The sequence below is a fragment of the Myxococcus llanfairpwllgwyngyllgogerychwyrndrobwllllantysiliogogogochensis genome, from assembly GCF_006636215.1.
Classification (GTDB): domain Bacteria; phylum Myxococcota; class Myxococcia; order Myxococcales; family Myxococcaceae; genus Myxococcus; species Myxococcus llanfairpwllgwyngyllgogerychwyrndrobwllllantysiliogogogochensis.
In genome coordinates this window covers 24,824-48,720 of sequence record NZ_VIFM01000061.1, presented here as the reverse complement: position 1 = coordinate 48,720, position 23,897 = coordinate 24,824, and the positions used below count along the sequence as shown (strand labels likewise).

The following is a 23,897-nucleotide window of genomic DNA, read 5'->3' as shown; positions in this document are numbered from 1 at the left end:
GGGGATTGGGGTTGGGGTTGATGCCGTGTCTCCAGGGAGACCTCACGCCGGGTTTGCGGCGGTTGTTGCCTCCGGTGGTGGCGCTGCGGCGTGACATCTGGCTGGTGGTTCACGCGGACCTGCAGCAGAACGCGAGGGTGCGGGCGGTGATGGACTTCCTGGCGGAGCTCATCCAGCGCGAGCGCGCGTTGTTGTCGGGAGGCGGGGTGGTGGGCGTTGGGAAACAGGAGTCACGGTCGCCGCGCGCGGGACAGCGTCGACGCGGGAAGGCGCGGGCGTCATGAGTCAGGTCATCGGGTTGTTGGGGACGTGTCTGGTGCTGGGGGTGCTGGCCCGGCGCAGTGGGAAGTTCCCCGAGGGCTCGGCGGGGCCGTTCAACACGTTCGTGCTGTACGTGGCGCTGCCGGCGTTGGTGTTGCGGGTGATGCATCGGCTGGAGTTCGTGCCGTCGCTGCTGGTGGCCGCGGTGGTGCCGTGGCTGTACTACCTGGCGGCGGGGCCGTTCTTCCGGTGGCTGGGGCCTCGGCTGGGGTTGGGGAAGGAGTCGGTGGCGGCGCTGGTGTTGACGGGAGGGTTGGGCAACACGGCGTTCGTCGGCTTGCCGATGGCGGAGGCGTTGCTGGGTTCGGAGGGGCTGGCGGTGGCGGTGGTTGCGGACCAGCTCGGCTCGTTCCTGGTGCTGTCCACGTTGGCGACGCTGGCGGCGGCGCGAGCGAGCGCGGAGGTGGAGCTGCCGCTGAGCGCGCTGGCGAGGAAGGTGGCGACGTTTCCGCCGTTCGTGGCGTTGGTGGTGTCGCTGCTGTTGCGACCGGTGGGGTATCCGGTCTGGGTGGAGTCGGTGCTGGAGCGGCTGGGGGCGTTGTTGACGCCGCTGGCGTTGTTCTCGGTGGGGTTGCAGTTGCGGCTGTCGGGCATGAGGGCGCGGTTGCCGGCGCTGTCGCTGGGGCTCTTCTACAAGCTGGTGCTGGTGCCGGGGGTGGTGACGCTGGGGTTGTTGGCGTTGCCGGGGTTGTCGCCGGTGGTGGTGCAGGCGACGGTGCTCCAGGCGGCGATGGCGCCCATGGTGAGCGCGGCGATTCTCGCGGCCGAGCATCGGTTGGACCCGGAGCTGGCCGTGCTGATGGTGGGCGTGGGGATTCCGCTGTCCTTCGTCACCGCGCCCCTGATGTTGTGGCTGGTGCGGTGATGGACTGTGTCTGGCGAGGGTGTGTGACGAACTACCGATTTTCAGAGCAACTCGTTGCCGTGTTCGTGGGCGTGACGCTCGTGGCTTGTAGTTCGTCCCGGCAGGCGGCCCCCGAGAACGCCACTGAGCTCCAGCGGCTCGTGCTGGTCATCCGGGAGCAGGGGGATGGCGTCGTGACTCATGCGTGGGAGCCTGCCGAGGGGTTCGACCTGCCGCGCCAGGGAGGCCGCTCACGCTTGCGCGCGACGCCAGTCGTGAGTCGGCCGCGTGATTGCGACGAGGAGAATCGCGACTGCGTTCGTGAGTGCATGTCTCGTCCTTTGGCACGGGGCTACGGTCACATCACCAATGGAGGGAGGAAGAAGGGAGGCAAGCTGGAGTTCTGCCAAGAGCGCTGCGACCAACCCCTTCGGGACTGCCAGGAACTGGAGCGGTTGCAACCCCGGGAGTTCGCGGCGACGGACGACGCAGTGGACTGGCTGAAGCGCAATCGGACGAGTGTCCTCATGGGGAGCCTGGTCGTCATCGCAGGGGTGGCCTTCGTCGTGGTTTCCATGGGGGCAGGTCTTCTCGTTCTCGCCCCAGCTATCTTGATGGTCGAGACCCCAGTGCAAGCGGATTCCCTGATGACGGAGGCTTCTCCATGACGCCCGGAATGAAGTTGCTGGAGGTCCAGGAAGTACTGGGACGTCTTCGCCACGAGAGCCACTCGCCCGAGGAGAAGGAGAAGCTGAACACCGCGATGGAGGTGTTCGAGTTCATCTTCGAGACCGGGCAGGCTGAAGCCGTCGACGACTACCGCCAAAGTCTGGAGGCTCGGGCCCCTCCACTCGTCTCCGCGCGCTTCGACACGCGTGAGGAAGCGATGGCCTGGCTCCATGCGCATCCGGCTCCACTCAACGGCGCCAAGGTACTGGTTGGGGACGAGTACTTCAACGTGGTCCACTTCCGGGACGGGAACTTCCGCCGCCTCCCCCCGAGTCCCGTGCTTGAGTTCTATCTTCAGGACATTGAAGAAGAGGGACTCCCTCCACCTGTCGCCACGTTCGACACAGTCGAGCAGGCGCAGGCCTGGGTCGACAGTCAGCCTGAGCCCCCGCGTCAGGTGCTCATCCTCATCAACGGTGCGCCCCACCTCGTGGCGTACCACTACCGCGTCAACGTCCGCGCCATCTACCCGATGTCCCTGGCCGCGAAGGCCGCACCTGCCCCCGCGGACGAGCCAGCCGACTGAGAAGAACTCACGCCCGCTCGCCTGCCCTTCGGGCGGGTGCGCGGACGACTCGCTGACGTGCCGGCCCTGCTCCCCTATCTTCCCTCATGGCCGAGCAACCACCGAAGGCCTCCGGGGCACCCGGAGGAGACCCGAGGCGGATGGAAGTGCGGCGCTCCGTGGCGGAGCTGGGCGCGCGCACCTACGCCATCCAACTGCTTTCCGACGCTGGCATCCCCTTCCTCGTGGGCGGCGCCTACGCCTTCGCTCACTACACGGGCATCTATCGCGATACCAAGGACCTAGACCTCTTCCTCCACCGCAAGGATGGAGACCGCGCCCTCGAACTCCTCGCGCGCAACGAGTGGCGCACCGAGAGCGAGGTCCACGGCTGGCTCCACAAGGCCTTCTGGGCCGACTTCCTCGTCGACCTCATCTACGGCTCCGGCAACGGCATCACCGCCATCGACGAAGCCTGGTTCGAGCACGCCGTCCCCGCGCAGGTGCTGGGCTGCCCGTGCCGCGTCCCTCCCGCCGAGGAAATCTTCTGGAGCAAGGCGTTCGTCCTCGAGCGAGAGCGCTTCGATGGCCACGAGCTCACCCACCTGCTCCTGAAGACCGGCGCGACGTTCGACTGGGAACGCCTGCTGCGCCGCTTCGACCGCTACTGGGAAGTCCTCCTCTCCCATCTGCTCTTCTTCCGCTTCGCCTATCCATCCGACCGCGCCATCGTCCCCGACTGGCTGATGCGCGAATTGCTCTCCCGCGCGGACAGCTCCGTGGACCACGGGAACTGGCAGGAGCGCATCTGCCGGGGACGACTGCTCTCACCCACCAGCTACCGCGTCGACGTCGACGAGTGGGGCTACGAGGACGGCGACTCCTGGGACAAACGCGAGCGCAAGCGCGATGACCCGTCCCTCGCGGCAGGCGGCGCTCCAGGCGCTCACGGGCCCCACTGAGCCCGTCCCTCCATGCGAGCCCACGGGGTGCACGGCCATGCCCGCCCCGGGCTCGCGACCCTACCTTCCCTCCAGTGCCCAGAGGAAAGGCAGGTGCCCCGTGTCACGCCCCGAATCCGGACCCCGAGGAGCGCTCGGCAGGCTGAGCGCGGTGCTGCTGTCGCTCGGACTCGCCGCGCCCGCGAGCGCGCAGCTCGCCGTCTCCGAACGCGGCGGTCCCATCCGCTTCCAGGTGGGCGAAGAGTCCCTCACGGTGTCCCTGAGTCGCGACGTCGTGCGCGGCGGAGGCTTCGACCTGCGCCGCACCGGCTCCTCGCTCAAGGGCCGCCTGCGCGGCGGTGACGTGGACCTGCGCTGGCCCCAGGGGCCCATCGTCGGACGCGTGGGCGTGGAGGACAGCCGGCTCGAACTGTCCCGCATGGCCTCCGAGCAGGGCCTGCGCGTGGATGGCGAACTCGCCCACTGGCCCACCTCGCTCGTCATCTCCCCCGTGGGCATCTCCGGCGACGTGGGCGGCTGCAGCTACACCCTGACGGTGGCGGGGGGCCACTACACCGGTTGGCGCACCTGTCAGCCCGACGTGGACGGCGAACCGACCTCCGTCTCCCTCAGCCTGCCGAAGACGATGGAGGTCCTCGGGGAGAAGGAGCAGGCCGCGCTGCTGTCGCTCTTGCTCTCCGCGCAGGGCCTGCCGCCCGCACCGCCTCGTGAGGCCTCCGACTCCGGGCGCACCCTGGAAGGCCCCGGCCTCGACGAAGGCCCGCGCAGGTGAGGCCCCTGCACCCCACCGTGTCCGCTCTGCTCGAAATAGTGAAATCGAAGTGCAGATGCCACGGTGAATCATGGGCCCGTGCCTGACGGGGCACCCACGGGTCATGCTTCAATCCCTCTCCAGCGCGCACGCGCGTGCGTGATGGGCCATCGCCCATCCTTCGCTGAAAGAGAGCCCACCCATGAAGCTGTCCCTGACGGTGCTGTCGGCGCTGGTCGTGTCCGGTCTGCTGGCCTGTGGTGGAACCGAGGCCGTCGAGGCGCTGGAGCCTCTCGCCCAGGAGGAGAGCGCGCTCGAAACGTGTACGACGACCTGTTCGAATGGGTCGACGGTGTCCTGCACGGGCACCACGTGCAACACCTACCCGGGCGAGTCCGTCGAGTGCGATGGGCTGCACAAAATCTGCCCCATTTCGCTGCCCTCCATCTGCCTGCAGCCCAACAGCTCCTGCTTGAGCCTCGCGGGCAAGGCGTGCTCCCCGGCGGGCAGCGGCACGCGCTCGTGCTGCATCAACCGGCGCGTCGGAAACTGCTTCTGCACCATCCAGGGGGTCTGGGCCTGCTCCGCGAATTGAGCCTGCCCGTGGGGTGAGCGCGTCGAGCCTCGTGGATGCTCGACGCGCGGGACATCAAGCCGTGGCCGCCGCGCCGAAGGACAGCTCCACGCCGTTGTCCTTCACGCGCATGCGAGGTTTGGACAGCCAGTGGCAGTGGGCGCAGTAGCTGTGCGCCCCGGAGGGGCTGGCGCGCACGTTCACCGCCCCACCGCAGAGCACGCAGCCGTCGGGAAGGACGAATTCGGCGAACCGCTCGCCGATGTTGCTCTCGAATTCAGTCATGCCTCTGAGTTAACGCAGGAATCGCGCGGCACAAGCAGACCGCTCCGGGCCCTGGGTACGCGCCCTGGAGGGCATCGCACCCTTCCACCTCACGAGCAGGCAGGCAGGCGAGCGTGGCTGCATTCCTTACCGCCTCGCGGCCGACTGACGTCCCGTGGACACCGCAACCCCGGGCATCCGCGTGGACTGACTGGCACGGTGATTGATCTCCAAGACGCCAGGAAACGGGAGAGGGGGACGGCATGGGCGGCGTGGAGCGCGTGGACGTGAGCGAGGACAGGAAGGGCTGGGGGGTGGAGGTCGTCACGTCGGAGGGCGAGGTGCGGCGCTACCGGTACCGGAGCGAGGCCCAGGCGCGCTACTTCGCGGCCGTCTTCGCGCTGGGGCCCCGGGTGCTGCCCCCCGTGCGCCGGGGGAAGGCCCGGAAGGCCGCTTGAGGGCCTCATTCCGGGGGGATGTCCGGGGACCAGGCCTCCAGGCGCCGTCACCATGGCTTCCCACTACCCTTGCGGGCGGGTTTCGGGGAGGCTTTGCGTCATGAGCGACGCGAGCAAGCCCTTCCTCATCCCCGCCAACCGGCAGTACATCACCAAGGAGCCGGACCCCGCGGGCCGCTGGTCCACGCTGTTCCCGGACATGATTGGCTACAAGAACCAGGGTGGCGGCAAGGTGCCGGCGGACTTCGGCTGGAACACCAACCCCAAGCAGTGGCAGGAAGAGATGACGCCGGGCACGCTGGCCGAGCGCTTCAACGAGCTGCGCGTGCTGCCGTCGAAGGCGGAGGCTCCCGCGCTTCCCGCCGACACGAAGAAGTAGTCGCGGCCGCCTAGCTGAAGGGCAGGGCCGCGAGGCGCTCCCGGAAGCGCTCGAGCAGGCCGTATGAGCCCGTCTCGGCCAGTCCCTCGGCGGCCTCCTGTCGCGCCTTGCGCAGGAAGCCGTCGAACGGCGCCGAGCGGCCGTACAGCGCCGCCGCCGTGTCCACCGCGTCCGCCAGCACGCGCGCCGCGCCTGGCGAGCCGAGCGTCAGGTGCATCTCCGCCTGCTCCAGCTTCGCGCCACACGCCGCCCACAGCTCGCGGTCATGCACGACGAGCCACGTGCGCGTCACCTCGTCCATGGCCTCCTCCAGGAAGGCGAGGAAGGGCTCGACGAGCGAGGGCAGCACGTCCGCCGCCAGCTCCGACTGTCCTCCCGCGTCCTGGAGGCGCGCGCGGAAGGTGAGCACGTGGTGCTTCTGCGGCGTGCGCAGCGCCACCGAGGCGGACAGGGTGATGAAGGCCGACACGCTCTCCGCCATCTGTCGGGCCAGCGGGGGTCGTGACGGGGCCTCCGCCTTCGTCGCGCGCTCCAACCGTCCTTGCAGCGAGCGGCGCAGGTCCGCCGCCGCCCCGCGCAGCGCCGAGCGCGCGCCCACCTGGTGCACGTAACCGGGCACCACGTCCTCGCGGCGCACGTCCTCGAAGGCCGCCGCCGTCAGGTAGACGAGGTCGCCGATGCGCACGCGGAAGTCGGCGCGGAACGCCTGGAGCTTGGCCATCAGCGTCCAGCGGTCGCTGACGACCTCCGGCTTTCGCATCTGCTGGCCCAGCTCCGACACCCGCTTGGACAGCCGCTCCGCGGTGGCGTGGAGCACCGCCTCCACCTCCTGCGCCAGCCGCTCATCGGAGCTGGCGGGGGGAGGGGCCCAACCGGTGTCCCCGGTGCTCGCGGCGCGCGCGGGCGGGGGGAACTGCTGGTGGATGGCGCTGACGAGCTGGTTGACGCCCACGAGGGTGTCGCCGATGGCGGGGGCCATGGTCTCCCAGAGGGACAGGTCCGCGCCGCCGTCCGACTCCAGGGAGGTGGGCTCGTACCGGGCGATGCTCAGGTGTCCCAACTGGTCGATGGCCACCGCCGCCGCGCGATGGACGCGCTCCAACCTGTCCGCCAGGTGCCGGTCCGTGAGCGACTCCAGCAGCGTCTCCAGTCGCGAGGGCAGGGCATCCGGGGGAGCTCGGGCGGCACGGGGCTTGGGCGACGGGAGCATGAGACGCGGGACGCTACCGCACCGGCGCCGGGTGCGCGAAGAAGGGGGCTCGGCAGCCAGGGGGACTCCCGGCATAGAGTGCGGCCTCGGGGAGGATGCATGACAGAGCGTTTCCGCCGTCGGGCGAAGAAGGGGGGGCTGGCGGCCCTGCTGCTGGTGGGGGTCTGGGCCTTCGCGGCGTGGGACGTGTGTTTGAGCGCCTGGGTGCTGCGTGGGGTGAAGGTGCCCCAGTGCCCGGACGGACAGTTCCGCCAGACGGTGGGCCTGGATGTCCGCTCGGTGGCGCGAGGGCTCTCCGGACGCGTCATCATCTGGGCGGACGCGCACGCGCCGGACGCTCGGGGCAGCCTGATGACCGCGCGGGTGCGGCGGGGCTCCGCGGAGCTGTTCCTGGTGGATGCCGACGGGAAGCAGACGCCCCTGGAGCCCGAGAAGAAGTCCCCGTGGACGCGCGACTCCGACGACACGCTGGTGGCCGAGGTGAAGCTGCCCGAGGTGCCGGACGGCGACTACAAGCTGCGCGCCCGCGTCACCACGCCTCTGGGCACGGACACGGTGGACGCGACGCTGCCGCTCTACGCGCCCGCGGTGGCCCATGTGCTGACGGACCGGCCGCTCTACGAGCCGGGCAACGAGGTGAGCTTCCGCGCGGTGGTGCTGCGCACCCGGGATTTGTCTCCGTTGGATGGGCGGCCCGGGACGTGGTTCCTGAAGGACGCGACGGGAGAGACGGTGCTGGAGGAACGAGCGCCCGCGGGGCCGTGGGGCGTCGTGGCCGGCAGCTTCCCGTTGGACCGGGGCGCGCCCGTCGGAGTGTGGACGCTGCTGTGGAGCAGCGGTGACACGCAGGCCAGCGCGACGTTCCAGGTGAAGCCCTTCACGCTGCCGCGCTTCCGCGTGGAGGTGTCCAGTCCCCGGCCCTCCTGGCGCGCGGGTGACACGCCCGAGGTGGAAGGCCAGGTGGTGTACGCGTCGGGTGCTCCCGTGACGGACGCGGAGGTGGACCTGCGGTGGACTGTCTCCGGGGCGTGGCCGCCGCCTCCGGAATGGAGCACGGGGGGACTGCCGCTTCGGGCGCGCTCGGACGCGGCGGGGCGCTTCCGCGTGACGTTGCCTCGCGTGCCGGAGGACCTGCGCGGCCAGGTGACGCTTTTCGCGAGTGTGTCCGCGCGAGATGCCGCGGGGGACCGGGTGGGAGGCGCGGTGGCGCTCCTGCTCTCGGAGGACGCGCTCGCCATCTCCTCGGTGACGGAGCTGGAGGACGGGCTGGTGGATGGCTTCAGCAACCGCGTCTACCTGCGCGCCACCACGCCGGACGGCCGGGTGCTGCCGGGGGCGGAGCTGACGGTGACGCGCGCGTGGGATGCTCGGGACGAGGGCGTGCGCGGCGTGACGGACGAGGACGGCGTGGCGGCCTTCCAACTGGACCCGGGACCGCCCGTCAACGTGGTGGTGCCGCCGTTGCCCGTGCGCCGCGCGCCACGGCCACCTCCGGTGCGGCTGGTGACGCTGACGAACCTGTTGGAGGAGGACAGCCAGGCGTCGCTGAAGGAGCGGCTCGTGGTGGAGGGCTGGCTGACGTCACTCTTCCCGTGCGCGCGCTTCATCCCGCCGGATGAGGAAGAGCGGATGGTGAGGCTGGGCGTGCGCGTGGGCGCGGGGGGCGCGGTGACGGAGGTGGGGGGCGAATTGGACGCGCTCACGGCGTGTCTGGCCCAGGGGGTTCGCGCGCGCACGCTGCCCGCGGGTCGAGAGCGCGTCCTCGCGCTGACGTTCGAGGTGCGGGATGCGGGCTTGCCTTGGATGGAGCTGGTGGCGGAGCCGGCCTTTGGTACGGGCACGTCGTTGACGGACGCGATGGCGCCCCTCGTCAGCGACGCGCGGGCGTGCCTGCCGTCGAAGCTGGAGTCGGGAGATCGCCTGCCGGTGGCGCTGAGCTGGCGGCTGGGCGCGAAGCGGGAGTTGACGACGTCCTGGTCCGCGCTGCCGTGGGTGAAGAGCACGCTGAGTCCCTCGGTGGTGGCGTGTGTCCAGGAGCGCCTCGCGCGCGTGAGGCTCACGGGTGACATCGAGGAAGAGGAGTCGATGGGGGTCGTGGGGTTCACGGTTCATTCCGGTGACGATGACTCGGAGACGGAGGGGCAGGCACAGGCCACCACGTTCCTGGGCTACGAGCTGAAGGTGGTGGCGAAGGTGGATGGCAAGCCGGTGGGGGACACGAAGTGGATGTCGCGCCCGGCGACGCTGCCGCCCTTCCGGCTGCGCGCGACACCGGTGCTGGCGCGCGCGGGCGAAGAGGTGCGCATCGACCTGATGCGGGGCCCCGCGTTCGAGGGGACGCTGCCCAAGGAGCTGCACCTCACGGTGGGCAAGCAGGAACTGGTGGCGAAGCTGGAGAAGGGCTCCACCACGGCGCGCTTCCAACTGCCCGCGGACTTCGAGGGCTGGGCGGAGACGTCGTGGGCGGGGGCTCGGGCGCGGGTGTACGTGGCGCCGCGCGCGCAGCTCTCCGTGGAGGTGTCGTCGGAGAAGCCGGCCTATGCCCCTGGTGACCTGGCGCGGCTCCAGGTGCGCACGCGCGTGGATGGGAAGGATGGGCCCGCGGCGGTGGGGCTCATCGGCGTGGATGAGACCTTGAGCCAGTTGGTGCCGCTGCCGGGCACGGATGCGATGGCGAGCGTGAGGCCCGCGCCGACGGTGTCGCAGCCCGCCTTCGGGGTGCTGGATGGCGTGGCGCTGGCGCAGGGGCGCATCCGGGGCTCCAACGCGGCCGCCGCGGCGCTGCTGCGGGTGAGCGCGGTGCCGACGCCGGAGGATGCGGAGACGCGCGTGAGCGCGCGGGCGCGGAGTGAGTTCGACCCGGAGTCCGAGCTGACGGAGCCCTTCTACGCGGTGCTCGCGGAGCTGCACGCGCAGGTGCGTGAGTGGGAGGAGAAGGCGCCGGAAGGTGAGACGCTGAACCCGGCGGGGCTCGCGAAGCTGTGGACCCAGGCGCTGGCGTCCTGCGAGCAGCGGGGCGAGAAGGTGAAGGATGCCTTCGGCCAGCGGCTGAGGCTGTCGCGGTTGCCCAGGGAGTTGCTGGAGCTGACGGACCCGCGTGCGGTGGTGTCGCGTGGGACGCGACTGCCAGAGGACGTGGAGAACTGGAACGCGTGGGTCGCCCGGGAGGCGCCATGATGCGCAATATCATCGTCGGGGCGGTGTGCCTCGTCGTCGGGGCCGGGCTCACGCTGACCCTGTTCGGGGACAACCTCCGGGGCCTCTTCGGAGCGTCCGCGTCCGCGCTGGGAGGCGACTGGGAACCCAATGCCCAGACGATGGGAGTGTCGGCGGACTTCGCCCTCAAGGAGTCGGACGCCATCGCGGTCGCCGCCGCGCCCATGCAGGCCCCCATGGGAGGGGGCGCGGCGCCGGAGGAGGAGAGAGAGGGCGGCTCCGACAAGCGCCTCGCGAGGGGGAAGGGGGGAGAGCGCTCACCGGGCGGTGGTGGGTTGCTGGAGGAGAAGCCCGCGGCCCCAGGGGCGCCGAGCCGCGCGTGGTTCCCGGAGACGTTCCTCTTCGAGCCGCTGGTGGTGACGGATGAGTCCGGTACCGCGACGCTGCCGGTGCGCGTGCCGGACCGGCTCACCCGCTGGCGCGTGCTGGCGCTGGCGCACTCGCGCACCGGGGCCCAGGCGGGCGCGGTGACGAGCTTCGCGGGGACGCTGCCCACGTACGTGGACCCGGTGCTGCCGGCCTTCCTGCGCGCGGGCGACTCCGTGCGCCTGCCGGTGCAGGTGGTGAACACGACGGATGCGGCCGTGGAGACGTCGCTGAAGGTGGAGGCCACGGGCGCGGCGGTGGAGGGCGCCACGCGCACGGTGCGCGTGCCGGCGCGAGGCAGCGTGGTGGAGTACGTGACGGTGCGCGTGTCGGGCCCGGGGCCCATCGCGGTGCGCGCGGCGCTGGGAGACGCGGACAGCGTGGAGAAGCCCCTGGACGTGTGGCCCACCGGTCGGCCCGTGGTCCAGACGTGGAGCGGCACGCTGGCGGCGCCGCGTACGCTGTCGCTCACGGGCGCCTCGGATGCGCAGGCGGGCAGTGAGCGCGTGCGGCTCCAGGTGTATCCGGGAGGGCTGGGCGTGCTGCGCTCGGAGCTGACGTCGGCGGGGGCTCGCGGGGGCTCGGAGGACGTGGCCGATGCGCTGCTCCTGGCCGGGCGCGCGCCGGAGCTGCTGACGGCGCTGGGCGAGCCCCAGGCGGCCGAGGTCCTGAAGGCGGCCCTCTCCCCGAAGGGCGCGCGCGTGGCATCACCGCCGGAGGCGGCGGGAGGGCTTGTGGACGCGGAAGGCGTGCGGGTCCTCGTGGCGCAAGCGACGCAGCGCGCGCTGCGGTTGGGGCGCACGCCGGACGTGGTGTCCGCGACGCTGCTGGTGGAGGGCGCGCTGCTCCATCCGGACAACCCGGTGCTGGCGCGGCTGGGCGAGCGGCTCGCGGGCTGGGTGGCCGCGGCGCAGCGTCCGGACGGCACGTGCCAGGGGGGCGAAGGTTGGACGCTCCAGCGACTGCTGGTGGCGACGGCGGATTGCGCGCGAGCGGTGGCGGCGGCGTCCGGGACGCCTGGGGGGCAGCGGCGCGCGGCGCGCTTCTCCACGCTGGCGTCAGGCGCGTTGGAGCGCAACCGGGCGCACGTGAAGGACGGCTACACGGCGGCGTCCCTGTTGGCGAGCGGCATCGTGACGGGCGCGCTGCGGGACTCGCTGCGGGCCCAGGTGCGTGACGCGCTGAAGAAGCGCGAGGACGGCGCCGCGTACCTGCCGGTGGAGTCGGGCGTCGTGGCGGCCAATGGGGAAGCGCCCTCGGGGGCGGAGGCCACCGCGCTGGCGGTGCTGGGTCTGGAGGGTGACGCGAAGGCGCCGCTGGCGGACCTGGGTGCCTCGCTGCTCGCGGGCTATGGGCCGGCGCGGGGCTGGGGCGGAGGCCGGGCGAACCGGCTGGCGCTCAAGGCCGTGGTGTCGCTCTTCAAGGAGCCGCTGCCCGCTCGGGTGCGCGTGGTGCTGGAGCGCGACGGGAAGCCCGTGGCCGAGGGCACCTATGACGCCAAGGCGCTGCGCGAGGTGCTGTCGCTGGAGGCCCCGGCGGCGGGCTCGGCAGGCGCGCATGTCTGGACGGTGCGAGCGGAGCCCGCGGTGCCGGGCCTGGGCTTCGCGCTGGCGTTGTCCGCCGCCGTGCCGTGGAAGCAGGAGGCGCAAGGGGGACTGGAGCTGGCCGTGGACTCGCCCCGGGAGGCGAAGGTGGGGCAGCCCGTGGAGGTGACGATGCAGGCCTCCACGCCCTCGGGCCTCGAGTTGGAGCTGCGGCACGGGTTGCCCGCGGGTGTGCAGGTGGACGCCGCGAGCCTGGACGCGCTGGTGGCGGTGGGGAGTGTCGCGTCGTGGACCTCGGAGGATGGCGCGGTGACGCTGAAGCTGCGGCCCCGGGGACAGGGAGAGCCCTTCCAGGTGCGCTTCCGCGTCATCCCCACGCTGGCGGGGACGCTCCAGGCGGGCGCCTCCTCGCTGCGGGTGGTGGCGCGGCCGGACCTCGTTTCCTACGTACCTCCCGCTACGTGGGCGGTGCGCTGAGGCGGGGTCCTCGACGACTTCGGACCCGGGCCTCGTTGCGGAGGGCCCGGTAACGAGTGTCCGCTCGCGGGCTTCTGGACCCGGCACGTCAGGGCAGAAGGGCGGCTGCCACTGGGAATCCGCTCGGCGAATACAGAAGATTCATCGCAGCGTCGGCAGGCCGGGGAAGGCTTCGTCAGTGGTTCTTCACGGGTGACACCATGGAGCTCGACGGCGCGGAGAGAGACGAGTTGCTGTTGGCGATGCTGGGGGCGTTTCCCTCGGTGGAGGACCTTCGCCGGGTGGTGGCCTCGGTGTGCCACCGGGATTTGGAAGCGCTCGTTCCCACGGGCGGCCCGAGGGAGCGGGCGTCGGGACTCATCCATCGCGCGGAGTCGGAAGGCTGGACGCGAGAGCTGGTGACGGGCATGCACGGTGCCCATCCGCGCCATCCGCGGCTGCATCGCTTCATGCAGGGCTATCTCGCCTCGGTGCAGCGGAGCATTCCGCGGCGCAGCCTGGAGCGCATCGTCGGTGCCTGGAGCGAGGCCGGAGGCGCGGACGGGTGGCGCCGGAGACTGGCCGCGATAGAGCGGCGCGTGTGCCGGGTGGAGCCGGTGTTGGGCGCGTCCCTGGGCACGGGGTTCCTGGTGTCGCGCGACGTGGTGCTCACCAACTTCCACGTCATCGAGAACCGGCTCCTGGAGTCGCTGCGCGTGCGCTTCGACCACAAGGTGTTGCCGGACCGGACGTTGCTCCAGTCGGGGACGCGCTACGTGGTGAAGCGGTGCATCGCGCGCAGCTCGTACAGTCCCGCGGACCTGATGCACCCCCGGCCTCGCGAGGCGACGGTGGATGAATTGGACTACGCCTTCCTCCAGGTGGAGGGCGCGCCGGGCGAGGAGCGGGTGGAGGGCGAGCCCCGGGGCTGGCTGGAGCTGCCCGAGGAGGAGGTGCCCTTCGTCGTGGGCAGCCTGGCGCTCATCGTCCAGCACCCGGAGGGACAGCCGATGAGCGTGGTGCTGGACGAGTTCCTGTCCGTCAACGCGTCACGCACGCGTGTGTCCTATCGGACCTCCACGAGCCCGGGGTCCTCGGGCGCGCCGTGTTTCACCCAGGACTTGCGGCTGGCCGCGTTGCATCACAGCGGTGGGCCGCGCATGCCGTCCGCCACGGGACACAACGAGGGCATTCCCACGGACACCATCCGCCGCGGCCTGTCCCCGGAGGTGAAGGCGCTCCTGGGCTGGGAGTGAGGGTGTGAACTGGAGGCGGGGGACGCGCCTGTTATCGTCGGTGGATGTTCGTCCTCGATGCCCGTTGCCGCCGCCGTGGTCAGGGCCTCCCGCGCCTGGTGTTGCTCGTGGTGCTCACCGCGTCGAGCGTCGCGCTGGCGCAGACGCGGCTGCGCGTGGCCGGCGCCACGGCCAGCAACGAGGTGAAGCTGCGCACGACGTCGGAGGACTTCCGGACGGTGCTGCGCGTGGACCTGCTGTCGCCGCCTCCGGGTGACGCGGGCGTGGAGGAGGCGCTCCCCGGCGGCGTGACGGTGCTGGTGGACCCGCTGCAGGCGAGTGACGGCTCCCAGGTGACGCTGACGGCCGTCGTGCGCGAGGCAGGCACCGAGGATGCGGGCACGACGGTGTCCAGCTCGCCGTCCATCTCCGCGAGAGCCCCGCTGCACCTGGAGGTGAGCGGGAAGCTGCCGACGGCGGGGGACTACACGGGGCAGTTGGTGCTGGTGCATGCGGGTGGGCGCGAGACGACGGCGCTCATCGTCACGCGGACGCAGGCGGTGCCAGTGGTGCAGTTCGTGGCGACGTCGCCCGCGGTGGCCTCGTCGGGCTGGGGCCTGGGCACGGTGGATGCGACGGTGCGGCTGCCCTTCAAGGAGACGGCGGGCGTGACGGGGAAGGTGGCCGCGCCCCGGTTGCTCCAGCTTCAGCACAAGGCCCCGGACCTGGGGGCGACGCTGGTGCAGCCGCGCTTCGACGGCGCCAGCTTCTCGCTGGAGGGCGGCGGGAAGGACGGCAAGGACCTGGAGCTGTCGGCCACGGTCGACTCGGTGCTGGTGCCGGCGAATGGCAGCGGCACGCTGTTGTTGCATCTGCGCGGGTTGGACGGGCCGGGCGAGTACACGGGCACGGTGCGCATGGCGGTGCCGCAGGGCGTGGCGGTGGAGCAGCCCTTCACCGTCTGGGTGAGGACGCCGTGGCTGTGGGGAGCGTTGCTCATCGCGGCGGGCGCGGTGTCGTCGTACGGCGTGCGCCTGTACACGCAGAACATCCGTCCCCGGGCGCAGCAGCTCCAGCGGGCGCAGGCGCTGCGGAGGCGCGCGGCGGTGCTGCTCAATGGTCAGGACGAGGAGACCCGGCGGGTGGGGCTGGAGGTTCGCGCGCGCATCGACTCGCTCGTCTCCCGGATTCGTGGGCCGTTGCGAGGAGGCCGGGTGGCGGAGGCGGAGCTGGCCCGAGTGGAGCCGGAGCTGCGGCTGTATGAGGCGTGGTGCACCGGGACGCGCGAGCTCCAGGCGCTGCCCCGCGAGTTGCGGCCTGCGCAGGCGAGCACGCTGCTGGACGAGGCGGAGACGTCGCTTCGCATCGGGAAGGTGCCGACGGAGCGACTGGAGGAACAGCTCAAGGCGCTGCGCGGGCAGAACGTGGAGGAGCTGGCGCGGGCGGGGCTGAAGGCGAAGCTGGCGGAGCTGGAGACGCAGGCGCGCGCGCTGGCGCAGAAGCTGGGGGATGACAGCCTGGGCTTCCGGCTGATGTACGAGCTGTTGCCGCTGCTCCAGGACGTGCGCGCGCGGCTGGACCAGGGAGACCTGGCGACGGCGCGGCAGCAGTTCGAGATGGCCCGTCGCTCCTATTTCGACGTCCTCTGCGCGGAGCTGTCGCTGGCGGTGGCCTCGCCGCGCAATCCCCGGGGCTTCTCGCTGGAGGAGTGGCGCGAGCTCACCACGGACGTGAAGGAGCGGCTGAAGCAGGCGCGGGCCCGCGCGGATGTCAGTGTGGACGATGGCTTCCGGCTGTACCAGGGCGCGTATGCGCACTACGTGCGGCGGCTCCTGCTGGAGCTTCGTGGAGCACTGGAGGAGGCGCGGAGCGCGGCCAGCGATGCGCAGAAGGCGGAGCTGGATAACGCGGAGGCGAAGCTGCGCGAGGCGATGCTGGCGCTGGCGGCGGAGTCTCCACACGAGGCTGCCGCGAAGTACCGCGAGGCACGCGACATCCTTCATCACGCGCAGACGGGCCAGGTGCGCAAGCGCATCGACGGGCTGCGCGAGGAGGTGGCGCGCAAGCGAAGCGAGGCCACCGCGGATTCCGAGCTGCATGAGCTGGGGCACATCGACTCGCTGCTGAACGAGGCGCAACTGGCGCTGACGCCGGAGACGCTGCAGGACGCGGACTACAAGGCGGACAAGGCGCGGCTGGCGCTCCAGAGCTACCCGAGTCCACAGAGCGCCAGCATGAGCGGCAGGATGGGGATTCCGGCGGGGAGGGAGTCGCTGTTGGCCAATGCGGCCTCCGCGCCAGAGGTGCCCTCGGCGAGCGCGCCCACGGGAGGCAGCCTGCCGTCGCTGCCGGAGGCTCCGGGTGATGACGACGCGGATTCCGCGGGCGGGCTCGGCGCGCTGGAGGGCATGCCGCTGCCTTCGCCGCGTCATCTGTGGGTGGTGGAGCTGGCGCTGCTGGCGCTGCTGACGGGCGTGGCGGTGGTGTTGGGACTCCAGCTCCTCAACGTCTTCTCTCCGACGTGGGGAGGCTTCGGCGCGGGCATGACGGCGTTCCTCTGGGGCTTCGGACTGCACCAGGTGGGCAATGCCAGCTTCGAGGGCCTCACCGGCCTGTTGACGCGCGTGGAGCGGCGGGGCGGCGCGAGTGACGGGGGCGGCGGTTCCTGAGCGCCCGCGTCATGCCCGGCGGCTCGAGAGGCCGGGCCTGGGCGGCAATTTATGACGGCGCCGCAATGGCTGTCATGGCTCGGGTTGATTTGTCATTCCTGGGGACTTGCGCGATTTGAGTTGAATCCCTAGTGGTGGGCGTATGTCCAAAGACAAGGCAGTCCCCCCTGTCCGTTGCTCGGCGGTGTCCTGGCGTTCCACGGTGGTGAGCGCGCTTGCCCTGGTCGCCGTCTGGGTGGGCGGCGCGCCCCAGGTGGCTCATGCGGAGGAAGACGCGGCGGTCTCCACGCTGGAGGCGAGTCTGGCTCCGTTCTTCGGCTCGGGCCATGGCATCACCGTGCATGCGGTGCGGCCCATCACGGACCGGCTCATCGACGTGGAGATTTCCACGGCGCTCGTCTCGCTCAACGCCGTCTATGACCCGCGTCACCATGTCCGTGTGTTGTTGCCCACGGGCTACGAGCAGAACCCGGGCTTGCGCTATCCCGTCGTGTACCTGCTGCATGGAGGCGCTGGAGCGAACTCCGCGCAGTGGGTGGAGTTCGGCGCGGCGTATGCGATTACGGAGAACATGCCGGTCATCACCATCATGCCGGATGGTGGCAAGGTGGGCTGGTACACGAACTGGGTCTTTCCTCGCGGGGTGAATCAGGCGTGGGAGGAGTTCCACCTGAACCAGTTGATTCCGTGGGTGGACCAGAACCTGCGCACGCTCGCGTACAAGAAGGGGCGGGCGATTGCGGGCCTGTCGATGGGAGGCTTTGGGGCCATCAGCTATGCGGCGCGGCGGCCGGACCTGTTCGCCTATGTGGCCAGCTTCTCCGGGGCGCTGGACCTGGGGGACTCGGGCATCCGCGCGCTCATCACCGAGGAGGCCACGCGGTGGCTCCAGAACTCGGATGGTCCGTTTGGCTCGCCGTTCTGGCCGTTCGACCAGGCGTGGAACATGAACAACCCGCTGGGGCGCGCGGCGGGGCTGCGGGGCGTGGCGGTGGCGCTCTACGCGGGCTCGGGCACGTGGGATGGAGATGTGCTGGAGCGTGTTCCGGGGGCATCGACGGACCGCTTCCACCACGCGCTCAACGGCGCGGGGGTGCCGCACCACTATGAGATGTATGGCCGCCCCCTGCCGGGCCAGAAGCCGTTCGGCTGCGACGGCGGCCACAACTTCAGCTGCTGGAACTACGCGTTCTTCGACGTGCTACCGAGGATGTTGTCGGTGCTCGACGGGCCCTGAGGGCTACGCCTTTAAACATCGCGCTCCACGAGGAATGGCTGCTGGCGGGCGAGCAGGTGTACTTGGCAAGCGGCTGCTCCGTATGCGTGCCCTTGCCCCTGTGCTGACGGTAGCCCCTGGCCACTTTGGGCGTGGGGGTTCTACTGTCATGTTCGAAGCCATCGTGGAGCGCTTGCTTGCCCAGAGCCCACTACCCGTCTTGGCCCGGGTGGTGCCGGAGCGTGCCTGTGACGCAGCGTTGGTCGATGCGGCGCTCCATGAGCACAGAGGCCGGCAGTATGAGCGGAGTTGCTGTTCTCCGACGACGTCGACCGCACGAGCCTGGTGGTGCTGGGCATGCGACCGCGCTGCACCCTGCTGCCCAGCGGCACCGACCTCTCGTCGAACACGAAGGTGTGCCGAGCCGGCGGTCCTCTGGCGTAGCCCGTGCGCGCTCCTTCGGGTGTGCGCCGTTACGCAGTGCCTCAGTCCATTTCACCCTGACGTTGAGTGATGCCACCACCCACGCAGGTCGAAGCAATGCTGCGTCCCAGACGCCATGTCTGGGCTTCCGACACTGCTCGTTCGACGCCTGATCAGGGCAGGCCAGCATGTCGCCTCCGTCGCAGGTGCGCGCAACGAAAGCACCGTGCATGAGTTGATGCCTCTCCTCGGTCGTGATCCTCAATGGTCAGGTGAAAACCGGCCAATGGAGGTCCCTTCAAAACCGGCCAAAGGGAGAGGACCGAGACAGGTGGGGACTCCTACCCTGCGGACTCGGCGGTCCGCAACTCCATAGCCCCCTTGGTGCGCCAGCTGCGGGGACCAAATTGGACGACGTGGGCGTGGTGCAGCAGACGGTCAAGCATGGCGGCCACGGCCGCGTTGTCGCCCAACAGCTTCCTCCAGTCCTCTACTGGCCGGTTGGAGGTAATGAGGGTGGAGGACTTCTCGTAACGGCGAGCTCAAGCAGGTCCTCCGCGGCGGTGGCTGGCAGCTTGCGCATGCCAAGGTCATCGATGATGAGCAGTGGAGCGCTGGTGAGCGCATCGAGCTTCTGGCGTCGGGTGCCTTCGAGACTGGATTCGGCGAGTTCCTCGAGCAGGTGGTGTGCCTCGCGGTAGAGGACGCGGTGGCCCTGAGACTGGATGACGGAGCGGCCTATGGCTTGGGCGATGTGACTCTTGCCGGTGCCCGGAGGACCGAGGAAGAGCGCGTCCTCGCGCCGCTCCACGAAGCCGCCGGTGGCCAGCTCGAAGACGAGGCGGCGATTCATCTTCTTGTTGAAGTCGAAGTCGAAGCCGTCGAGCGTCTTGCCCGCGTCGCGGAAGGAGCCCTGCTTGAGGCGGCGCTGGATGAAGCTGTCGCTTCTGCGCGTCAGCTCGTCGTTGACGAGGGCGGAGAGGAAGTCGAGAGGGGTGAGCTTCTCGGCCTGTGCTTGGACGATGCGTGCCTCGACAGCCTGGGCCATGCCAGACAGGCGTAGGGTGGTGAGGGCGCGGGTGATTTCGACGAGATTCATGTCTCGGTGTCTCCTGGGTGAGGGGTGGGCTGAGTCAGACGGGCGATGACGTCGCGGTAGTGGGTGAGCTCGCGGATGAGCGGGTCCACCTGGCGCAGGGTGACGGGAGTGGGAGTGCGTCTTTCGAGGTAGCGGCGCACGAAGCGGTAGGAGGGGACACCCACCTCGAGAGCCACCTCGCAGGCGTCGTCGAGGGCGGCGGCGCCGTGCTTCTTCGCCAGGGACAGCACGCCCAGGATGCGGCGGGTGCCCGTCTCACCTTCTCGGCGGTGCACCTCGGCGCAGAGGGCGGCGACGCCGCGTCCGGCCCGGGCGGCGCGCTCAAGCAGTTGCACGGTGGTGCGCGGCGCGTGGGAAGGCCTGTCCTCCTCGCGTGTGCGGTGGTGGCCGCGAGGGGCCCGGGTGTGCTCCCGCAGCAGTTGCCCCGAAGCGGGCAGCAGCAGACGGACGTGGAGGCTGTCCCACTGCACGTGCAGCTTGCGGCCGATGTGGCCCGGGGGCACCGAGTAGTACGCGCCGTCGACCTCAACATGGCCGTCCAGGTGCACCACTCGCTCGCCGTAGGCGTAGTACCGGAAAGGCTCTACCGGCAGGGACAGCAGCCTCGGGCGCTCCTCGGAGAACATGGCCGCCACCTGGCGCTTGGTGGTGCCGTGGATTCGGGTGTCCGCCCACTTCGCCTCCCACGCGTCGAGGTAGGCCTGCGCGGCCTCCAGCGACTCGAAGCGCAGGCCCTTCAGCGGCGTGCGCTGCGCGTGGCCCACCGCCGACTCCACCTTGCCCTTCCTGTCCGGATGGCGGACTCGGGCTGGCAGGGCCGTGGCCCCGTAGTCCTCTGACCGGGAGAAGCTTGGTGGGTCATAGCCGAACCTCGCCCGAGCCTTCGGCACGGTGAATCGCCAGCGGATTCTGAGCCGCTGGCGGTTGGCCCACTTCTCCCAGGCGTCTGTTTCCTGGTCGAGTTTGTCGAGGGTGGGGATGCGCCGATTGCCGAGGCACTGACGGGAGACCAGGGAAATCTCTACCTCCGCCTGATTAAGCCAGCTGCCGTGCACAGGCGTGTAGTGCAAGCTGAAGCGGCGCCAGAGTCGACGACCTGCTCGCACTCCGTACCGTACCTCCAGGGCGCGGCAGCTGTGGGTGCTGAGGTTGTCGAGCACCAGGTGGATGGTTTCTGCGCCCGGGTAGTGCTTGGCCACGTCCTGCAGCGCTTCTGCGAATGCCTCACTCTTTCTGTTGGGCGTGGCCTTCACAAGGTGCCAGCCTGCCTTGGGTTCCACTGCGCAGAAGAGATTGGCGGTGCCACAACGAAAGTAGGCGTAATCCTGGCGTGCTTCCCGTCCAGGGCGGACAGGTGATGCAGGACGCACCCACTCCAGCAGTTGCACGGGCCTCTCGTCAAAGCATACGACAGGTTCAGCCGAACGCAGGGGACGCGCATACAACTCCAGCACGTCCTCCATGCGCTCGATGTACTGAGCGTCTAGCTTGGGCACGCACCACATTTTTTTCCCGCCACGGCTTCAAATCATGTCGCAGGAGCAACTCGCGCACGGTCTCTCGCCCCACTTTCGGCACCAAACCCCTGCGCATCGCCTCCTGGGCAATGAGTCGCACCGTCCAGCGAGCGCGGCCCTCCGGCGGTGACGCGCACACCATCGCCACCATCTCGCTAGCCTGCTTCTCCGTCAGAAGCCGCGCCGCTCCGGGCCGGGGCTTTTCATTCAGCGCGGCCCCCAGCCCTTCCTCCAGGTAGCGGCGACGCACGGTGCGCACCGTGGTCTGCGTGACGCCTACTGCCTCGGCCGCTCTCACCACCGTCCAGCCTTCGGCAAGCAGTTGCAGCACCCGCCCTCGCTTCAACACCCGCACCGACTCGCGCCCGCGGTGGGTCAGCGCCTCCAGCGCTGCCCTGTCCGCCTGCTTCAGCTTCAGTCCCCGGCTCCGCGCGTGTGACCTCATGCCTGGAGAACACGCGGCAGGCCGCGCGTTAATCTCCTCCCGGTCAGAGGAGTAGTGGGCCAGGACGTCCCGAAAGAGTGGATTGAGGGCCGGCTCATACACGTCGGCCGCCAGCACTCCCTCGCGCAGGTTGTCCAACACCACCGCGCGCGCCACGCCGCCCAGCCGACGGAAGGACTCCTCGTGCAACTGCGCCCACGCGCAACTCGAGGACTTCCAGCACAACAGTCGCACCGACTTGCGGCTGTAGCCCAACGTCATGACAAACATGCGCGTGCGCCTGTACTTCCCCGTCTCCGGGTGGCGCACCATGGGCCCCTCGCCATAGTCCACCTGGGCTTCCTCTCCCGGCGCCGTGTGGATGACTGCCTTGGCTTCAGGGCCCTGGCTGTCCCTCAACGCACGCACGAAGCGGCGCACGCTGATGTAGCTGCCCGTGTAGCCCTGCGTGTCGACGAGCTCCTCGTAGATGGCGCGCCCGTTGCGGCCCACCTCCAGCCGCTGCCGCACCAACTCGACGTAGGGCGCGACGATGCTCGCCGACATGTGCCGGACTCCGGCCCGGCCGCGCGGCATGGAGTCGGTGGTCCCCTCATTGGCCGGTTTTGCTCCGGCACCCTCGGCCTCCGGCTCGCTCGCCTCGGCGGTCCCCTCATTGGCCGGTTTTGACTTACGCCATCGGCGCGGTGGCCGGATGCCCACGCCCGCGGCCCTCAGGTAGCCGCTGGCCGTCTCACGGCGAACCCCCGTCGCGTCCTCGATGCGCCTCAGACTCCAACCCAACCGCCCCAGGGCGATGACCTGCTGCTGCTTCTCGTCGCTCAAGACGTTGCCCATTCCCCGGGCGGACTCCACGTCCTACCCGGGCGTCAACGTCTCGGCCCTCCCCATTGGCCGCTTTTCAGGGGAACTTCATTGGCCGGTTTTCGGTGACCACTGAGGTTTGAGCGAGCAGATCGCCAGTCGCCTGCCAGACGGCTCCGTGCGAGGTGGAGTGGTGCGGTGCCAGAGGAGAGGTCAGGCTGGTACGCAAGGCGGCCATAAACGAGGAGCAGGTGCGGACGTTCCTTTCGAATTTGTTCGAGGAGGTCTGCACGCCAAGAGGGTGTTGTCGCTGTCGCAGCGGTGGGTCGTGTCCCTATAAGTGTGTAGTCGGCGAGCAGGGATGAGCGTGAAAGAGGGAAGCTCCTCGGTGAAACCAACCGAGACGGTCTCCCCCTGGCAGGGGAGCCGAGGAGTTCCCGCCGTGGACGATACCGAGTTTGCCGCGCCCTCGCACGAGGAGGTGCGCACCGACGTGCGCGCACTCTTCCTGGGAGCCATCCGCATGACGTTGGAGATGCTGCTGGAGGAGGAGATTCGGGGCCTGGTGGGGGCCGGGCGCTGGCAGCAGGTGGCTGGGCGCAAGGACCAGCGCAATGGCAGCTACCTGCGAGGCCTCTTGACGTCCATGGGGCACCTGGAGGTGGCCGTGCCTCGGACGAGGGCCAGCGGCTCGGCGGAGGCCGTGCTGGGCCGTTACAAGCGGCGCAGCGAAGAGCTCGACGAGGCGATTACCAGCGCGTACGTGCAGGGCGTCTCCACGAGGAAGATGGGCCGGGTGACGCGAGCGCTCATGGGCGAGGAGGTTTCGCGCTCGACGGTGAGCCGGGTGACGAAGTCCCTGGAACAGAAAGTGGAGGGCCTGCGCACCCAACCCCTCACCCAGGCCTTCCCCTACCTCTACCTGGATGCCACCTTCCTGGACGCGAGGTGGGCGCGCACGGTGCAGAACGTCTCGGCCCTGGTGGCCTACGGCGTGGGAGAGGATGGGCACCGGCATCTGCTGGCCGTGACTCTGGGTGGCAGCGAGTCGATGGACTCGTGGCTGGAACTGCTTCGCCAGTTGCTCGAGCGAGGCCTGAGGGGTGTGCGGCTTGTCATCGCCGACGGACACGCGGGGCTGGCCGCCGCGGCCCGGCAGTCGCGGCCCGAGGCCCGACTCCAGCGTTGCACGGTGCACCTCACCCGGAACGTCCTCGCCAAGGCCCCCTGGCGACTGCGAGGCCGCCTCGGCAAGGAGACCTCAGCCGTCTTCGAGGCACCGACTCTCCAGGACGCCAGGAAGCGTCTGGAGGCGCTCCAGGCCGGCCTGGGCCGCCAGGTCCCCGAGGCCATGGAGTGCTTGCGCGAGGGCTTTGCCCCGGCCACCTGCTTCTTCTCTTTCCCCAAGGCCCACTGGAAGCGGCTTCGCAGCACCAACGGCCTGGAGCGACTCCATGGCGAAGTCAAGCGCCGCATCCGCTCCGTGGGCGCCTTCCCGGACCGCGCCAGCGCACTGCGCCTCATCACCGCCGTCGCCCTCGAAGTCTCTGGCATCTGGGCTGACCGCCGCTACCTCGACATGGCCCTGCTGACTTCAAACCCAGACACCGCTGAATGAATCCGCCAAGGAGCCTTCCTCCCCCGTTCCCCCTCCGAACCAACTACACACGATTCGGGACTTGACCCACGCGGTGTTGGGCGTGGTGCATGCCGCATCGTTGTCTGTGCGCACGATTGGCCGGGTCAAGTCCCGAATCTTGTGTAGCTGGTGCGGGGGGGGGGTTCGGGGGAGGAAGGTCTTCCTGTCGAGGCGTCAGCGGGTCCTCGTCCGGCGTGCCATCAAGCGGGCTCATCTCGCCGACTGTCATCCCCTGGTGGCGGACGCCATCTGGCGCGCGGCGACCTACACG

17 protein-coding genes and 5 pseudogenes are annotated in these 23,897 nt (G+C 70.0%); 15 read left to right on the top strand and 7 right to left on the bottom strand.

Annotated elements, in window-relative coordinates; genetic code table 11:
- Both FJV41_RS52305 and FJV41_RS17465 read left to right on the top strand, forming a co-directional pair.
- A pseudogene (locus tag FJV41_RS52305) lies at positions 1-284 on the top strand (hypothetical protein); the annotation flags it as partial.
- On the top strand, positions 281-1,186 hold the full coding sequence (locus FJV41_RS17465) for an AEC family transporter (protein ID WP_141643630.1): 906 nt from the start codon (positions 281-283) through the stop codon (positions 1,184-1,186). The pseudogene FJV41_RS52305 and the gene FJV41_RS17465, both read left to right, overlap by 4 nt.
- Positions 1,187-1,227: 41 nt before the next feature.
- On the opposite strand, the gene FJV41_RS52300 is transcribed toward FJV41_RS17465, so the two are convergent.
- Positions 1,228-1,368, bottom strand: a complete 141-nt coding sequence (locus tag FJV41_RS52300) for a hypothetical protein (RefSeq protein ID WP_181790722.1) — start codon at positions 1,366-1,368, stop codon at positions 1,228-1,230.
- 461 nt (positions 1,369-1,829) lie between these two features.
- Here FJV41_RS52300 and FJV41_RS17455 point away from each other — a divergent pair, with 461 nt between their 5' ends.
- The 4 genes from FJV41_RS17455 (at position 1,830) to FJV41_RS17440 (ending at position 4,707) form a co-directional block, all read left to right on the top strand.
- Entirely contained in the window at positions 1,830-2,420 is a 591-nt protein-coding gene (locus FJV41_RS17455; RefSeq protein ID WP_246137255.1) for a head protein, read from the top strand.
- Between the two features lie 140 nt (positions 2,421-2,560).
- Positions 2,561-3,361 carry a nucleotidyltransferase family protein gene (locus FJV41_RS17450; RefSeq protein ID WP_246137254.1) on the top strand — a complete coding sequence of 267 codons (801 nt, stop codon included), beginning with the start codon at positions 2,561-2,563 and terminating at the stop codon, positions 3,359-3,361.
- Between the two features lie 100 nt (positions 3,362-3,461).
- Entirely contained in the window at positions 3,462-4,133 is a 672-nt protein-coding gene (locus FJV41_RS17445; protein ID WP_141643627.1) for a hypothetical protein, read from the top strand.
- Between the two features lie 181 nt (positions 4,134-4,314).
- Positions 4,315-4,707, top strand: a complete 393-nt coding sequence (locus FJV41_RS17440; RefSeq protein WP_141643626.1) for a hypothetical protein — start codon at positions 4,315-4,317, stop codon at positions 4,705-4,707.
- A gap of 54 nt (positions 4,708-4,761) precedes the next feature.
- On the opposite strand, the gene FJV41_RS17435 is transcribed toward FJV41_RS17440, so the two are convergent.
- Positions 4,762-4,971 (bottom strand): hypothetical protein, encoded by a 210-nt coding sequence (locus FJV41_RS17435; protein WP_141643625.1) that lies wholly within the window; start codon positions 4,969-4,971, stop codon positions 4,762-4,764.
- Between the two features lie 242 nt (positions 4,972-5,213).
- On the opposite strand from FJV41_RS17435, the gene FJV41_RS17430 reads away from it, so the two are divergent.
- Together FJV41_RS17430 and FJV41_RS17425 are read left to right on the top strand one after the other, a co-directional pair.
- Complete coding sequence (locus tag FJV41_RS17430; protein WP_141643624.1) at positions 5,214-5,408, top strand: hypothetical protein; 195 nt, start codon at positions 5,214-5,216, stop codon at positions 5,406-5,408.
- 100 nt (positions 5,409-5,508) lie between these two features.
- Entirely contained in the window at positions 5,509-5,787 is a 279-nt protein-coding gene (locus tag FJV41_RS17425) for a hypothetical protein (protein WP_141643623.1), read from the top strand.
- A 10-nt stretch (positions 5,788-5,797) separates the two neighbouring features.
- Here the strand turns inward: FJV41_RS17425 and FJV41_RS17420 are convergent, their stop codons facing one another.
- A complete protein-coding gene (locus tag FJV41_RS17420) occupies positions 5,798-6,997 on the bottom strand; it encodes a hypothetical protein (RefSeq protein ID WP_141643622.1) in 1,200 nt (399 codons plus the stop codon).
- A 99-nt stretch (positions 6,998-7,096) separates the two neighbouring features.
- Between FJV41_RS17420 and FJV41_RS17415 the strand changes: the two genes are divergently transcribed.
- The 6 genes from FJV41_RS17415 to FJV41_RS54600 all read left to right on the top strand — a co-directional run bounded on the left by FJV41_RS17415 (position 7,097) and on the right by FJV41_RS54600 (position 18,143).
- Entirely contained in the window at positions 7,097-10,174 is a 3,078-nt protein-coding gene (locus tag FJV41_RS17415) for an MG2 domain-containing protein (protein ID WP_181790720.1), read from the top strand.
- On the top strand, positions 10,171-12,600 hold the full coding sequence (locus FJV41_RS17410) for an alpha-2-macroglobulin family protein (RefSeq protein ID WP_181790718.1): 2,430 nt from the start codon (positions 10,171-10,173) through the stop codon (positions 12,598-12,600). Before FJV41_RS17415 ends, FJV41_RS17410 begins: the two co-directional genes overlap by 4 nt.
- Before the next feature lie 200 nt (positions 12,601-12,800).
- Positions 12,801-13,835, top strand: a complete 1,035-nt coding sequence (locus tag FJV41_RS17405) for a trypsin-like peptidase domain-containing protein (RefSeq protein WP_141643619.1) — start codon at positions 12,801-12,803, stop codon at positions 13,833-13,835.
- Positions 13,836-13,879: 44 nt separating this feature from the next.
- On the top strand, positions 13,880-16,483 hold the full coding sequence (locus FJV41_RS17400; RefSeq protein WP_141643618.1) for a coiled-coil domain-containing protein: 2,604 nt from the start codon (positions 13,880-13,882) through the stop codon (positions 16,481-16,483).
- Between the two features lie 142 nt (positions 16,484-16,625).
- The gene (locus FJV41_RS17395; RefSeq protein ID WP_246137253.1) at positions 16,626-17,720 is read left to right on the top strand and encodes an alpha/beta hydrolase; all 1,095 of its coding nucleotides are present in this window, start codon (positions 16,626-16,628) and stop codon (positions 17,718-17,720) included.
- A gap of 288 nt (positions 17,721-18,008) precedes the next feature.
- Positions 18,009-18,143: a hypothetical protein gene (locus FJV41_RS54600; protein WP_256433547.1), complete on the top strand. Its 135-nt coding sequence runs from the start codon at positions 18,009-18,011 to the stop codon at positions 18,141-18,143.
- A 320-nt stretch (positions 18,144-18,463) separates the two neighbouring features.
- Here the strand turns inward: FJV41_RS54600 and istB are convergent.
- The 4 pseudogenes from istB to FJV41_RS54850 all read right to left on the bottom strand — a co-directional run.
- Positions 18,464-19,170, bottom strand: a pseudogene (gene istB, locus FJV41_RS17385) (IS21-like element helper ATPase IstB).
- A 47-nt stretch (positions 19,171-19,217) separates the two neighbouring features.
- A pseudogene (locus FJV41_RS53725) lies at positions 19,218-20,051 on the bottom strand (Mu transposase domain-containing protein); the annotation flags it as partial.
- Between the two features lie 141 nt (positions 20,052-20,192).
- A pseudogene (locus tag FJV41_RS53720) lies at positions 20,193-20,684 on the bottom strand (IS630 family transposase); the annotation flags it as partial.
- An 88-nt stretch (positions 20,685-20,772) separates the two neighbouring features.
- Positions 20,773-22,020: pseudogene (locus tag FJV41_RS54850) on the bottom strand (helix-turn-helix domain-containing protein); the annotation flags it as partial.
- Positions 22,021-22,429: 409 nt separating this feature from the next.
- Here FJV41_RS54850 and FJV41_RS17370 point away from each other — a divergent pair.
- Entirely contained in the window at positions 22,430-23,605 is a 1,176-nt protein-coding gene (locus tag FJV41_RS17370; protein WP_141643614.1) for an IS256 family transposase, read from the top strand.
- Positions 23,606-23,897 lie beyond the last annotated feature (292 nt).